The following is a 14,620-nucleotide window of genomic DNA, read 5'->3' as shown; positions in this document are numbered from 1 at the left end:
GTAAAGTATGCGCCAATCGCCCAGCGGCTTGAGCTGGCTCGTCCCGAACTACTGCATGCATCGCTTCTTCGCCTCTCGTTCCTCTGGTGGCTCACATATATCGGCGGCCTATCGTCATGACGCGCATGAGCAGTTCAGACCTTGCGACGTCTCCAGGCACTGACACGTGCCGTTGGCCGATGCAATCACTCAATGCACCCGTCGCCACGCCGACGTTAGTTTGATCCTGAAGCCTTGTCCATTGGGATTTTGCACCAGTTTTTCAAGTCCCTCCGACGCTTGCATCACTGCAGACGCCGCTTCGGTCGCCACTCCTCTGTTAGCGGCTACTGACGTCTTCCGATCCGGAACGACTTGCGCACGGGACACAACGCGGATCTTATAAGGCGCCTTCCTATCCGATCGGGAAATCTCAAACGTATCACCTTCGCTCGCTCCAGCCGCCTTGAAATACTTGGTCATGTAGGTGATCCGGTATTCGTTGCGCGTGCCGGTCGCGTCGTGGAGCCGGTTGTTGTAGTACACAAACCTGAAGCGATGATGCACACCCGCCTCGTCCACACATTCGATCCATGCGTCAGGATTTTTGACAGCCGAATCAAGCTGAGGCAAAAAGTCCAAGAGTTCTTTTTCCGACTTTGGGATGAGGATGCCCGCCTGGTGCGCTCCAGTTGCTCCAACGTCGTTCGCACTCAGCGTCTTGCAGAAGGTTCTAATTGTCACGATTTCCCCGGTTTCATATCTAGTGCTCGCTTCATATCCGTCGCATCACGTGTCGCGACCGGGATAGTCTCGTTAGCGAGCTCCCTTTTCCATGCAGAACGCTCAATCATCACCTGCTCGACGGTGTCTTGATAAAAGAGCCGATAGATCGTCACTGGCTGCGTTTGCCCGCGTCGATGAGCCCTGGCGCTGGCCTGAGCTTCCAGTGCGGGGTTCCATACTGGTGTGAAATGAATGACCACTGTTGCGGCCGTGATATTGAGCCCCGCGCCCGCAGCCTTTGGATTGAGGACCAGACATCCCGGACCTGCGTGCGCCGAGAAGTCATCAATTATCTGTTGACGCAGATCCTGGGGGGTTGAACCGTTGATCGCACCCCAGAACACGTCACCCAGGTTCGGCCAGGCCATCCGCACCAGGTCCCCTACCCTGTTGAAGACGGAGAAGAGAATGACTTTCTGCTTGTTAAAGAACGCTTCCTGCAATAGAGCACGAGTGCGTTCCAGCTTTGCTGTCATCAATGCTACCGACGTCGATGGCTCCAGATTCGCATCTTCCGAGCCCATCTCAACGTCATTCGCGAGGCGAAGCCATGGGTGGGCACAAAGCAGCTGCAACTGCAACGTGGCTACCAGGGGGCCAGCGACCGGATACTTCGCGATCGTTTCGTTGCGCACCTGAAGATAGTAGTCGGTCAGATGATCGTCGAGCTCCAAAGGAAGATCTATATCGACGCGCTCTGGAAGATCGTTAGCAACCTCCTTTACCCTACGTCGCAACACAATGGGATCGGTAATGCGCCCGACCAGCTGCGCCGACTCGGTACTGTCTGGGTAATAGTCCTCAAACTCCCGACGAGAACCGAGCAATCCGGGGATGACAAAATCCCCGAGCGACCATAGATCAAGAAGCGAGTTCTCCACAGGGGTGCCGGTAATCGCTATGGCATGGCGCCGGGGGATGGTCACCAGAGCACGTCGGCGATTTGACTCAGGATTCTTTACTGCCTGAGCCTCATCGCATATAACCCAGGACCATCGAAACGAGGAAACGATCGAAATATCGTTCACCATCGTTTCGTACGTGGTGACGACCACAGTGGCGACTTGCAGTCCTTTATACACTCCTGTCCGTTCCGGTCCCCGATGTACCATCACGGTTAAATCCGGCGCGAACCGTTCGATTTCGCGAAGCCAGTTCGCGATCAGGCTTGTCGGGCAAATAATCAGAGCGGGTGCACTTGACTGAGGGCGTTCGAGCAAAAGAAGCGCGATAACCTGCAAGGTCTTTCCCAGACCCATTTCGTCGGCAAGGATCAAGCCGCCCGTATGCCGGATCGTCTCACGCATCCACTGTACGCCTCTGGCCTGATACGGAAACAGTTTTGCCCTCAGGTCGGGAATGCTTATTGAGTCGTGAAGGTTCGCCGCTACTGCCTTACCCGCATCAAGAAAGCCCTCAGCGGGTTCGATTTTGATAGCGGAGTCTGCGTTCCGGATAAGTCGGATCGCAACCTCATAAGGCAAGTCGTTCGCGTCTGCTGAGCCCAGAAGTTCCGTGAGAATCCGCACCGAGTCACGCGGAAGCGGCCTCAGGATAGTTCCGTCTTTGACCCATGAATGCAGGTTTGTCGGGGCGTGCAGAACCCTCCGTTGTCCGCTTACAGTTCGTGTTCCACCGAGGCGGGCGACGATCTTCCCACCGATCCGGTCAATGACAATGACTGGATCAAGCAGTCGTTCTGAAGCTGTGTATCCCTCAGGAACCCGACCCTGCAGTGTGTCGAACGCTTCGGGCAAGCGAGACATATCAGCCATGGCACGGCTCCATCATTTTCCTGAGCTCTTCAACGCTGAATGGAACGGGACGTCTCGTGTGGACCGCACGATGACAACTGGGACATAGGGGAACGAGATCTGTGCTCGGATCGTACGGTTGCGGTTCAGTGAGCGAAGCCAGCGGCTCAAGGTGATGGATCTCAATGATGGTTCCAGCCGCGCCGTAGCGCTGCCGAGGCTCAACACCACAAGCAACGCACTTCTCTCCATGGAGACGAATGCATAGGAGTCTGTTACGCGGGTTACGTTCGCGCCGAGTAACTAACGCTTGAGACAGCCCACCCTCAACCGCAGGTTCATCGACCATCACCGTTTCCTCGATCACGTCGTAGCCGATCAATTCAGCCATAGCGGCCATCAATGGCACGATCACATTCCGGCATGTTGCGACGATGGCATTATCTTCCTCCGGTGCTTCTTGATCGCGCAGCTTCGCTACTATCTTGAAGGCTCCGCTATCGACCTTCCAGCTTGAACGCGTGTGGCCAGGAATGTCGATCTCGACGTTTGGTCCAATAGACGTCACCAACGCGCGCGCCAGCTGTACATCCTCGGCGGAAGCCTTCTCAATCTGGCGAATGACGTTGCGAGAGAAGGATCCAAAGGACAGCTCGACCCGGTGACCTTTCAGCCCGAACGGACGAAGGTCGGCGATTGGACCATGTTTCTCGTCTAGGTCGCCGAACCATATGCGAAGACTGGATCGTAAGCCCGACGTATCAATAGCAGCGACAAGTTCGGCGCCTGTGCCTTCTTGTAGCTCTTTGATGATGAGATCCTTCTTCGCCGCGATCATCAGTCAGCCTCTTCGTCCGCTGTTTCACCCGGCTCCGGCTCCGGCAGGTTACGCAGCAGCTTTCGGAGATTGTTAGAGATCTCAGTTCGGATATCCTCAAAGATCGGTTCGAGCTCCTCGTTCGTATTGTTCTGTTCCGCTACAGCAAATGCCCAGAGCAGCAAATCCATGCCTTCGACTGCATATCCGTTTGCAGCAGCACGCTTGTAGATTTTCTGGTAGAAGTCGTGGTGCTTGTTGAGCAGGACAGAGGGCACGTGACCAGTAGTTCCGGAGCTGCGAAAAGCCGGCTGCCACAGCTCCCCTGTTTTGATCTCCTCGCTCGCTTCCACATGAATCGTGTCGGGGCTGACAAAGTTCTCGATCTTGAGCTTGAGCTTTATCTTTGGACCCATGTTATTCGCCACGACAGCAGACTGATCTGCAGTGTCGACCGAATTCACTTGCGGCTTATCGGCGTTACTGGCATCCGCGATGCTCTTGTTCGCACTGGAGTGATCGATCGGCTTGTTCGTGTTGCGAATCGTCCGTCTGTAGCGACGGTTTGCCTCGCGATAGATCGGGGTCAGGAGTTCGCGCAGCCCATCCTCCAGGTCGGGATGAAACAGGATTCGCGATTTTTTTACATCTATCCGGAATGCTTCATCAAGCTTGTGGCCGAAGTCGAATTCGATCCGCAGCAGAGAGGTGTGCGGCTCGGGGGACCCGAAAACATCCATCCATCCGCCATCCTGGATGAGCCGGCCTTCTCTGAAAACGTAGAACCCCTGAGCGCGGTTTGAAATCCGCGCGTATTCTTTCTCCTCGGCCTTGGTCATATCTGCACGATGCGGCAGGATCCATGCGCGAATCGTGGCGATCTCTTCCGAACCGTCCAGAAGCTCGATGTTCAGCGACTGCTTGCTCTCGGTCAGAACCTGTTCAGAACGGGCCGGGTAAAACGGGTTCCACGGCACCACCGGGCTTTGGTTGATGAATATTTCAACGTTGCGTGCCCGTTCGTCGGCTTTATCGAGGAAACGGAAGAAGACCAGGGACAGGTGCTTGTCGAGGCTTTCGGCTAGTCTGTTGATGGCCTGCTTCTCAGCTGCGCTGCCCGGTTCATAATCCTTTGTGAGAATGCGATCGCATTTCTGCCAGACGACGAGGGTTCCCTTGTCCCCGCACAATTCGCTGAACATCTCTTCTTCGTCAGACGTGACTGGCTCCCGCAACATTTCCCATTTCTCGGCATCAGCAACATGCTCAAGGTCCCACGTGAGCTTTGCCAGCGGTTGGTCGGCGGATTTGCGCGAGATGATAGAAAATCGAAGACACACCGAGCTGGAAGCGGTTTTCAGTCCGAGACCGAATTTTCCAAGACTTTCGGGATTGTCCCGCACGGGCGCGCCGTAGCGCATGGCCTGCCAGACGCCATCGCCGTCCATGCCGCTACCGTTGTCGCCAAAGTACACGACCTTGCGACCGTCGTTCCGCAGGTCGATTTGAACGTTGATCCGACTTGCCTTGGCAGCAATTGAGTTGTCGACGATGTCCGCCGCCGCCGTCTTCACGTTATACCCAGTGTCCCGAAGGCCATAAATCAAACGTGGTGCATCTGGCTCGTTGATCAAGTCGCTCACAGTGAGTTCCGGTTCGTTGTTTCGCTTCAGTTGTCGGTTGCTTTAACTGAAAGCATACAAAGGGCAATGATTCACTTCGGGACGGCAGCGCACTGATCGAAAAGGCGCGGCCGAGCGCCCTAAAGTTCGCTCCGCCGTTGTATAACGGCAGCTGCGAACCACGGCTTTAACATCGCTTGCTTTACGGTTCGAGTCGCGATCCGCTTGCTGTCGGCCAGCGACTGTCGCGGTAGGTGGAACGAAACAGCAACCGCTATTCAGTCGCCTCGGCAGCGATGCGCTGGAAGTACTCGGATAAGCGCACGAATTTTACCCCCGGTGTTCCATCGTTTCCTCGTTGCTGCATAGCCAGTCGCTGACGATCTGCGCAACCGTTTCGATTTTTTTATCCGACTTTCTCAGACTGCACTCCCAGACGATTCCAACCCGCCAACCGGCCGCTTGGAGTGCCGCAACTGCTTTCTCGTCGTTCTGCCTGTTCCGCAGTATCTTTTGTTTCCAGAACTCTGGACGTGTCTGCGGCCACTTGAAAAGTGGGCAATCATGTCCATGCCAGAAACAACCATGTACGAAGACCACGGCGCGTCGCCCCGGGAACACAATATCCGGCTTCCCCGGGAGCTCTCGCACATGTAGACGAAATCTGTATCCGCGTCGATGCAGCGCGCTGCGTAGCAAGATTTCCGGCTTTGTGTCACGCCCACGAATGCCAGACATCATCCGGCTTCGGGTGGCGCTGTCGACTACGTCGATCATCAGGCAAACAACGGCAGGCTGTACGGAACGCCGTCTCGTGCGCGGGCCACTAGGGACTGGACGTGAGGCATCATGATGCGCGCCACTTCCTTCATGACCGGCATGACTACACTGTTTCCAAATTGACGATAAGCCTGGGTATCACTCACTGGGATCCGGAACGTATCAGGGAAGCCCATTAAGCGAGCACATTCTCGCGGGGTGAGGCGCCGCGGACGCCTGCGGCCCCCCTGCGATACGAGAATCTCCGACCCGTCCTTGTAATAACGGGCCGACAGCGTACGCGTGACGCTATCGGTGTAGGCCATACCAAAACCGAATCCGTTGCCAGCCGCCCGATGCTTTTCTGCGTAAGCCTGCAGATACTTCCAAAGGTTTTCGGTCAGGGTGAACTTGGCTTGCACTGAGCCTCGTTCATGATCAAAGAAACGGTCGGCATCCCACGGTAGCAAAGGCTCCTTTCCGTCCGTGCGATGCAGGACCGACCCTAGGCGGGGGCCTTCCGAGGGCAGTCTGAGGTCGTCCCATGAAAAGCCCGTCTTCTCCTGAAATCCGACAATGATGATTCGCTCGCGATGCTGCGGAGTGAAATGCTGACCATCGATTACGCGGTAGTGGACGTCGTAGCCCAATTCGTCACGCAGCGTTTCGAGGATCACGCGGAACGTGTTTCCCTTGTCGTGTGACAGAAGGTTTTTAACGTTTTCCAGCAGAAAGGCCTTCGGGCGCTTGTGCGCAATAATCCGCGCGACATCGAAGAACAACGTACCTTGGGTCGTGCATTCGAACCCGTGAGGTCGGCCAAGAGAGTTCTTCTTGCTCACGCCTGCAATGCTGAACGGTTGACAGGGAAAGCCCGCGAGCAGTACATCGTGGTCAGGAATGTCTTTCGCCGGGAACGGCACGATATCGCCGACGAACGGATGAAGATCCCCATGGTTCTCTAGATAGGTCTTCTTCGAAAACTCGTTCCATTCACTTGTGAAAACGCATTCGCCTCCGTGCGCTTCGAAGCCCATCCGGATACCGCCGATACCCGCGAATAGATCGACGAACCGAAACGTCTCTGGTTCTACATGACCGCCTGGCGCGTCGCATTTCAACATTTCGCGCAGGGCGGCCTCCACGACGATCGGACAAACCGTCTCCTCTTTTTCCCATCGCCTAACCGTTTTCGCGTCTTTTCCAATGAAATTAGCAATTTGTTGCTGCGTAAATCGACCTCTTGCTTGTCTGAGGAGCTTGAGCGGCGGATTTTTTTGCATTCTTGCCTCTGGGAATATTTCCGGACATTATGACCGCTAGTCGTACCGCTGCCAAGAAGAATAAGGGATAGGTTTGCTCCCGCGCCGTTGAATCCCAACCCGCAAGGGAGGGGGTGCACTGCAGAAATCAGTTGCGGGAGCGGAACCTTGCTGGGCTTCTAGGCGGGGAGAAGGGAGGGATTTGACGTTTAGACCTGGCGCACATTGCGACGTCGACGCCCTTAGTGTCCTCTCGATGCGCGCCGAGATCGTGCGTGTGCGGAACGCTTGCGCATCGCAGGGACGTTCGCTTGCTCAAAACGGCCCAAAAAGGCGTGGCGCGGTTCAGGTTGAAAACGCAATAGCGAAGCCCGTCGGTTTCAATTCCGACGAGCCACGGATAGGGCTTGCTGCGCCTGATAGGACGAGGTTTTTGATACTCTGGGCGTCGTGATCACGCCCATGCCACTGCGCTTCGGAAGCGGGCAAACCTTTTATGCCACCGACATCCACGCGTCCGTGTTCGCGCCACCTCCTGCTGCGGATCTCGGAATCAGGATGCAACACAGTTGGCCTTGTTTGTCGAACCCGATCAGGAGATCGTCGCCTGCCCGCGCGCGGGCCATCACGGCGTTTGTTTCGAAATAAAGGCGATGCTCGGTGCGCGTGGGATGGGCGGCTCGGGCGTCGTACCAAGTCACATCTACGGTGGCGGTGATTGGTTCACCGCGGATGGAGAAGATAGCCGAGTGGCGGGCGTCGCTAAGGCCGAGAATGGCTTTCAGCTCGATGACACCGTTGAGTTCGTGCTGATTGGATTTATTGGGGTTTGCTTCCACCGACGCGAGCGTCTTAAGACATGCTGGCGATAGTCCCATTGCTTTGTTAGTCATGTTTTTCCCTTGGTCTCTTCGGGCGGTCAAATTCGTTGACGATCTTTCGCCAACGGCCATGCACGCTTCACCGAATCTGGTTGCGTGCATCCGAAGAGATGTGGGATGACTAGACGAAAACAAGGGTCGGACGAAGTAAAAATCTGGCATTCTGCCGGCGGGTAGCTCAACATGTTCATTACCGGACACTTCGTCGACCCGCCCCCTCGTTGAGGGCCCTAGCCCGGTCGACCCAGGGCGCACCTAAGGCAGCCAGCGTCGCCGCACTCACCTGTATGGTCCGCTCCCGCTGTTCTTTCTCAACAGCACGAGCTCCCACACCGGGCGCTCGGGCGTGCCGTGCGCTGAAGGCTTCAGGTGTTCACGGCGCGCGGACGCGGCTTCCTCACTTCGCAAGCCCGAATCGCCCATCAGCAGAATTGTCGCGCGCAACGTCCGCCACTGCGAAGTGTGCTCAGGGGCAGACCGGGCATCGAGCTCGTCACGCAGCTTACGCCGTAGCACGGCCGGCAACGCTCGATCACGGGGGATCATTGAGCACGACCCACGGGTTGTCCGCGAGGTAGCGCACGGGTTTATGCCCAGCAGGTGTTAGCCCTACGAACAGCGATCCAACGATTAAATATTTTTTTCAGGCTCTACATATAGCGGAGTTTGTGACGATAACCGAAGGCGAGCTTTGCAAGGAGAACCACACCATGAGTCGCACATTTATCGTCCCCGTCATAGCGTCGTGCGTGAGCCTGCTTGTCGGGTGTAGCAGCTTTCAGCAAGAAGCAAACCGCCCTCAGATCTTGGCGACCGTCGTAACCGCCTCGCGTGGCGCGACGGCGGATGATTCGACGCTGGGCGGACTACTCACCCAACGCATTGACATTGGCCCACGTTGGCAGTTTGTGCCGGACATGTTCCTAGTCAGTGCTTGCGATGACGGTCCATCGAGCTGCAAGTTGGGTGTGGCGAAGCCGACCGTGCACGTCACCGTGAATCGGACCGATACGTCGAAGGCGTCTGTCTCAGTGCAGGTGTCGTACGACGTCGCGCCAAGGCAAACCAACATAACCGGCATTTCAAGCCATCCGTTGTCGACAACGACGATCTCGGTTCCGCAAGGCGCTAAGTCTTTTAGCTCACACGTTGATGTCGCCCGGACGGTCGAGCTGCCGTACGGTCAATTGCGCAAGGTTGACCTATTAAACGGGGTGAGCATTGGTCTGTGTCTGAGCACCAACCCGGCGCCAGTTACTCCACCGAGCGGTGCGTGCCCCGAAGGCACATCCGAGCGATTCGCAGCCGCAATGGCGTCTGCGCGGTCATTCTAAACAGCTGTGTTGCGGATAGGGGAGAACGATGCGGGATGAGTTGAAGACGATCAAAGCTGGACCGTACACGCTCGTTGCACGTTCCATCGACGGCGGCTACCGGGGGGTTCTGTGGAGCGATGGCGAGAAAGTCGTTGATATCCGCGAAGATACTTTGGCAGCGGTATGGGCCACCCTATGTGATGAACTCTACGAACGACAGATCTCGGCGGCCGCTGCGCGAGTGAACCAGCCGACGGCAGCTGAGATTGCGAAGATCTTCCTGAACATCGGGTACCAGCTTACTGCAGGCCACAAGGCCATGCTTAAAGCGCACCTGAATGCGTCCGATAGAAGAATCACAGCTAGACAGCTTGCCAAAGCCGCTGGCTACGCAAACTATTCTGCTGCGAATCTTCAGTATGGGCTTCTAGGTGCAATGCTCTTTGCAGAGATGCCCATCGACTTGCCGAAGCGCAAAGATGGATCCGCGGTGATGACCTGCACGATTGCTGAGGGAGATGATTTGCGCGGCCCCGAGGATGAGTGGATCTGGGAAATGCGGCCGTACGTTGCCGAGGGGCTGCTTGCCTCGCGCATTCTTTGACGAAAAAAGGAACGAGGGGCTGCGATGGCTAGACTGCCGGCACTCGAGTCCCCGAAAGAAATAGATCGCCGCGCGTATGAACTAGGCGAATGACGTGCGCAGTGCGAGGCTAGATCACTCCGGGACCGCAGGAGAATCAGTGAACGAAAGCGACACCACGACAGCCGGCGCAGCCGACGGCGAGAGCCCAATGTTAGTTTTGTCTCGCAGGAAGAGCGCCAATTGACCGCTTCGTGAACGTCAAGGCGATCTGCCTTCTCGAGACACTGCTTCGCAGAAGCTTCAACACCCGACTTCGAAAACACCGATGCCCCAATCGAAAACCAAAGCCGATAGTGGCTGGACTCATACGGACAAAACGAGGCAAGCTCCGTTTGTCCTGGCTCCATCTCGATAGTCAGAGATCTCTCGCGATTCAACGCGCACCGAGTCGCGCATAGTAGCCGGCCAGTTCTTCGAGCACGCGCTGCTTTTCGGCCTGCACGTAGATCGTCGTGGTCTGCAGCGAAGCATGGCCCAGTACTTTCTGCACGACATCCACCGGCACCTCATCGGCAACCGACTGCGTGCCGAAGGTGTGACGGAACGCGTGGGCATTCGACTGCCCGAGCCGCACGCGTTCGTCAAGGCTCAACCCGTCCATCGTCTCAACCAGTTTGGTGACCATCCGACTAACCAGCCGGTTCAGTCCGTCGGCGGTATATCCCGCTTCATTCGCAGGCTCCCCGTCGCCGCCCTGCCGCGCGCGATGTCGCCGGCGTGACGCGTCGGTCCACGGAATGACGACGGGGCTCAGCAGCGGCCCTCTGTGTTTGTCTTCTTCGCTCGCCCCGTCAAAATCCCCTCCCCGATCGCGCCAATGCGCGCGCAGCGCGTTCAGCGTCGCGGCGCTCACCGGCACCGTGCGTTCGCGCTGGCCCTTGCCAACGATGGTCAGCTCCCAGACCGGTCGCTCGGGTGTTCCAAAGGATGAAGGGCGCAGATCCTCGCGCCGGGCGCTGGCGGCTTCTTCGCGTCGCAGACCGGAATCGCCCATCAACAGAACGGCTGCACGCACGGCCCGCCATTGCATGGCGCCCGCCTCTGCTGATCGCACATCGAGTTCACCACGGAGCTTGCGCCACAGATCGGCCGGCAAGGCGCGTTCGATCTTCATCGCGCGTTCCCGCTTGATCACCATCGGATCGTTGACGGCCTTCCACGGGTTGCCGGCGAGATACCGCACATCGACCCACCAGGTGAACGCCGTGCGTAGTACCCGAACGGTATAGCGCTGCGATTCGGGTGAAAGCGAAGCCGATCCATCCGCGCTTGTGGCAAACGGTCGCCACCGTGGCGAGTGCCGCGCGAAGCGTTCCCCCACAAAGCGCGGATCGGGATCCCTCAGGAAGTCCTTGTAGGCCTCGCAGTCGTCCACCCGCAGATCACTCAGCGCCTTGCCGCGCAAGACCACCGCCCACAACAAAAACCGCTCGAGTTCCTTGGTATAGGCGCGCAGCGTTTTCGGCTGGTCGCGAAAGCGGTTCAGATACGCGCGCACCGCATCGAGATCGTGGTTCGCCTGGATGTAGCAGAACGCCGTCGAGCGGTTTTCACCGGCCGCGCCGGACAGTGTATGCGGCACCGCCAGTCGTTCGAGCGGCGCAAGCGTCAACCTGCCCTTCCCGCGTTCGCTCGCAAAATCCGGCACCACCTCGACGCGCTCGTCCGCGACCAACGGCACGCCATCGTGCTCTGCCGAGTCGACGTCAATGTCGACCGTCCGCTGCAGGGCCGCCTGCTGCTTGCGCAACCAGCTCACGATTGCTCGCGCGCGCCCGCGCCCAATGCGCGGAATCGAGCGCCACCAGCTCGGCCCCCGTCGATTGCAGAACGCGACCAGATCGCCGAGCGTGGCAATCCCCTCTCCTTTCAGCCGCCGCGCGATGCGCGGACGCAGCCACGCGCCGATCGCGTGATCCGGGTGCGGCGCGGCCGCGGCGAGCTGCGCGGCCTCGGTGACCATGCGGAAGGTGACGGCCGTCAGTTTCGGCTGCCCGTGCTGCTTGATGGAGGCGCGCAGGTGCTCCGCGAGCGCCATCGAGCCGTGCGCGAGCGCGAGCTGCACCAGCGTGTCGAGCATGCCGGTGAGGTACCGCTCCATCGCGGACGGCGTCGCCGCATGCGGATCTTCGTCCGGGTCGTAATAGGTGCGCGCGATGACGGCCGGTTGGATGCGCTGCACGTACGCGCGCAGCGCCGTGAAATCCTTGGTCGTGAAGCCACGTGGAATTGCAACGTCGGCGACGCCGGTGGAGGCTTGGCCGGAAGCCGTGGCTTTTCCGGAGGAGGATCGACGCTCAACCATGTCCGCCCTCCCCGCCTTCATCGTGCTCGTCAGCGTCATCATCGTCGTCGTCCCCGGGGTCCGCATCCGAGTCAGCGTCGGTGTCGACGTCGTGACCCTCGCCCATCGGCGGCATCCGATCCGCATCCGGCGGCCGGACGTGCACGCCAAGATCGGCGAGCACGGCATGCGTCTGCGCCAGAAATACCTCGGGCCAGGTGGCGCACAGAAACTCGAAGGCGACGCGCGCGTCGCGCAACACGTTGGCCAGTCGCGTGTTCTCGTGCGCGATGCCGGAGGCGCTATCGTCGTGCTCGATTCGCGCGCCGTACATCACGCGCTGCACCAGCGGGACCGCGCCGTCATCGGCGATGAAATCAAGCACCGGCACGAAGCGCGCGTCTTGATATAGAGCGGCACCGTAGGTCTCGGCCAGCGCGATCACCACGGCGAGTTCCATGCGCGTCGGCCTTATTGGCAAGCGCGGCGGCAACGCCGGCGCCGCGCGGTGGTGCGCCGTCAGCCACGCCGTGGCCGCGGCCCGCTTCAGGGTGATCGACCCGTCGACTTTCAGGACCACGCGCGCGACCGCGACGCTCGGCGCCTCGGCCGGCCAGCGATGGGAGTCGTCGTGATTTGCGTCGTGATCCTGACGACGATCGGCGTCGTGCGGCCCGCGCCGCGCGCGCTCGCCATTTTCCTCGTCATCCCCCTGAAACCCTTGTGCCACGGGCCCTCCCCTCTCGCGCGTTTTGGAACAAGGGTGATTTTACCTCTGAAACGCTATCCCGATAATAGCCATTATCAGGCATCCTAAACAATCTAAAAAGGCGGTCACACGCACGGACGAGGTCTCTCGATAAGGTCATCGAGCAAGCTTTTATTGCGAGGTTGTCCGCGCGCGTATCTGTCCTCGCCGGCGGGTCTACCTTCGTCGCCCAGCAGCTCAAGAAGACGCCGCATCAGTGTTGCCGGTGTTCCTCAATCGCTTCCGCATGGCGGTTATGAGCAGCAGCAGCAGGTGCAGATGATCCTCGATCAGACATTTGATCGCCAGATGTCGATACCGAATGTCGCGCAGACGGGCCCGTGACTTGGAATGGCGGCTGAGCAGCGAACGACCGTGATTACCGGAGGCCGCGGGCTGTGGAATGGTGCCTACGAGTAGCGGAGCGGGGTCAGGACGTTGTTTAGTCATCGAACGCGCCGCGATGGTCCGCAACGGCGAAAAATGCTCCTTCGTGGCACAACAGGCGCAAAGCCGTCACTCCTTCGCGCCGTCCTTCGGCCACCGACTCATTAGGGTCGATCTTTAGTCATCGGCGGCTCGATGGGTCCAGCGAACAGGCCCCCATCGAAGTACGCGTCATCGAGTTCCATGATCGTGTCGTCTCCCATCAAAATAACAACGAAATCGACCGCTCCGTCGCCAGGCACCGCGGAGATTTCAACGATCGTTTGCTGCGGCGATCGCTCGTCGACAAAGCGCAACCAGTAGTAACCGGGCGCGGTCGGCCGTGTGTCATTCCACTCCATATCAAACTCGCGTTGAAAGGACCGTTGTTAGTACATTAGCGCTTCTATCGCGCCGCGGTAACCCACAATGACTGCTGCCGCGGCGTGATCGGCTCGCTACCGACCGCCTGCCTAGCTGGGAAACCGCCACCGTTTTTCAGTTTGCTCATCCGAGTATTACGGGTCGCTGGCTTGACCGGATAAAGGAGCCAAGGCTACTTCTCGGCGCAGAACGTATCAAATCTCACAAAATCCGTCTCATTCGATACGCTCCACTGATGACCGCACCGATCTCGGCGGGACGCGCTGAAGAATGCCGTGCGCCAAGCGAACCCAATTGCGCGGCGCCGTGAAACAATTCGCTGAAATTCGCAAAAATCGTTTAAAAACAATTGCTTATATACCACTCTATTTTCACGACGATGTTCCACGCGGGGACAACAACAGGCACGCAGGATCTCACCGGTCACCTTAGGATTCCACAATAATCATGTGCGCGCGGTGAGGCTCCCGCGGCGTGGGAAGTCGACCGTCCCAGTCACGCTAACTCTTTTTTTGCTGACATTGTGGCGTCTTGCGCCCGAATCGCAACGGCCTGCCCCGCTCAACCTGCTGGACTGAGTGGCACCGCCCTCGCCTCTCGCCCCGCATCAGCATTCGGCGCCACCAGGGTGGCCTGCGATCAGAACACGTCGCGGCAAGCCAATGTCGGTCCTAACCGACGCCAGTGTTCGCGGGCGGAAAACAAACATGTCTCGTTGCCCGACTGAACTTCCGCGGCTGTCACGGCGACATTCAGCGACAAAGAACGTGGCCTCGTCGTCCTTCGCCACCCGGCCATCTGTCGGTGCACGATTGAGGCCTTGGCCGTCTTGCATTGGCGATCTTCGTGGCGGTCCCGGTTGCCTCCTCGATTCGCAGTGGCCCTCTCCCGATAGCACGACTAATCAGGCTTGACGAGAATCGCTCGCCCTCCTCTGCTTCGTCCGAGCGCGCGCG

12 protein-coding genes are annotated in these 14,620 nt (G+C 58.5%); 1 reads left to right on the top strand and 11 read right to left on the bottom strand.

Features of this window, described 5'->3' with window-relative positions; translation table 11 throughout:
• Positions 1 to 189: 189 nt before the first annotated feature.
• The 7 genes from BTHE68_RS35785 to BTHE68_RS35755 form a co-directional block, all read right to left on the bottom strand.
• Positions 190 to 723 (bottom strand): EcoRII N-terminal effector-binding domain-containing protein, encoded by a 534-nt coding sequence (locus BTHE68_RS35785; RefSeq protein WP_162071042.1) that lies wholly within the window; start codon positions 721 to 723, stop codon positions 190 to 192.
• Positions 720 to 2,540, bottom strand: a complete 1,821-nt coding sequence (locus BTHE68_RS35780) for a DEAD/DEAH box helicase (protein WP_162071041.1) — start codon at positions 2,538 to 2,540, stop codon at positions 720 to 722. Before BTHE68_RS35780 ends, BTHE68_RS35785 begins: the two co-directional genes overlap by 4 nt.
• The gene (locus tag BTHE68_RS35775) at positions 2,533 to 3,357 is read right to left on the bottom strand and encodes an HNH endonuclease (RefSeq protein WP_162071040.1); all 825 of its coding nucleotides are present in this window, start codon (positions 3,355 to 3,357) and stop codon (positions 2,533 to 2,535) included. The genes BTHE68_RS35780 and BTHE68_RS35775 overlap by 8 nt, the downstream gene beginning before the upstream one ends.
• Positions 3,357 to 4,979: an ATP-binding protein gene (locus BTHE68_RS35770; RefSeq protein WP_162071039.1), complete on the bottom strand. Its 1,623-nt coding sequence runs from the start codon at positions 4,977 to 4,979 to the stop codon at positions 3,357 to 3,359. Before BTHE68_RS35770 ends, BTHE68_RS35775 begins: the two co-directional genes overlap by 1 nt.
• 309 nt (positions 4,980 to 5,288) lie before the next feature.
• Positions 5,289 to 5,735, bottom strand: a complete 447-nt coding sequence (locus tag BTHE68_RS35765; RefSeq protein WP_162071038.1) for a very short patch repair endonuclease — start codon at positions 5,733 to 5,735, stop codon at positions 5,289 to 5,291.
• Positions 5,735 to 7,000, bottom strand: a complete 1,266-nt coding sequence (gene dcm, locus BTHE68_RS35760) for a DNA (cytosine-5-)-methyltransferase (RefSeq protein ID WP_162071037.1) — start codon at positions 6,998 to 7,000, stop codon at positions 5,735 to 5,737. The genes BTHE68_RS35765 and dcm overlap by 1 nt, the downstream gene beginning before the upstream one ends.
• A 473-nt stretch (positions 7,001 to 7,473) precedes the next feature.
• Complete coding sequence (locus tag BTHE68_RS35755) at positions 7,474 to 7,872, bottom strand: type II restriction endonuclease (protein ID WP_162071036.1); 399 nt, start codon at positions 7,870 to 7,872, stop codon at positions 7,474 to 7,476.
• A gap of 1,362 nt (positions 7,873 to 9,234) precedes the next feature.
• On the opposite strand from BTHE68_RS35755, the gene BTHE68_RS35750 reads away from it, so the two are divergent.
• The gene (locus BTHE68_RS35750; protein ID WP_162071035.1) at positions 9,235 to 9,780 is read left to right on the top strand and encodes a hypothetical protein; all 546 of its coding nucleotides are present in this window, start codon (positions 9,235 to 9,237) and stop codon (positions 9,778 to 9,780) included.
• 415 nt (positions 9,781 to 10,195) lie between these two features.
• Here the strand turns inward: BTHE68_RS35750 and BTHE68_RS35745 are convergent, their stop codons facing one another.
• From BTHE68_RS35745 to BTHE68_RS35730, 4 genes are all read right to left on the bottom strand, one after another.
• Positions 10,196 to 12,127, bottom strand: a complete 1,932-nt coding sequence (locus tag BTHE68_RS35745) for a site-specific integrase (protein ID WP_162071175.1) — start codon at positions 12,125 to 12,127, stop codon at positions 10,196 to 10,198.
• A complete protein-coding gene (locus BTHE68_RS35740; RefSeq protein WP_162071034.1) occupies positions 12,120 to 12,836 on the bottom strand; it encodes a hypothetical protein in 717 nt (238 codons plus the stop codon). The genes BTHE68_RS35745 and BTHE68_RS35740 overlap by 8 nt, the downstream gene beginning before the upstream one ends.
• Before the next feature lie 216 nt (positions 12,837 to 13,052).
• Positions 13,053 to 13,304: a hypothetical protein gene (locus tag BTHE68_RS35735; protein WP_162071033.1), complete on the bottom strand. Its 252-nt coding sequence runs from the start codon at positions 13,302 to 13,304 to the stop codon at positions 13,053 to 13,055.
• A 101-nt stretch (positions 13,305 to 13,405) separates the two neighbouring features.
• Positions 13,406 to 13,642 carry a hypothetical protein gene (locus BTHE68_RS35730; RefSeq protein ID WP_162071032.1) on the bottom strand — a complete coding sequence of 79 codons (237 nt, stop codon included), beginning with the start codon at positions 13,640 to 13,642 and terminating at the stop codon, positions 13,406 to 13,408.
• Positions 13,643 to 14,620: the final 978 nt, after the last annotated feature.

This window comes from Burkholderia sp. THE68 (assembly GCF_009938265.1).
Classification (GTDB): Bacteria; Pseudomonadota; Gammaproteobacteria; order Burkholderiales; family Burkholderiaceae; genus Caballeronia.
The sequence above is the reverse complement of the archived record's forward strand: the minus strand, read 5'-3'. Positions and strand labels throughout refer to the sequence as shown.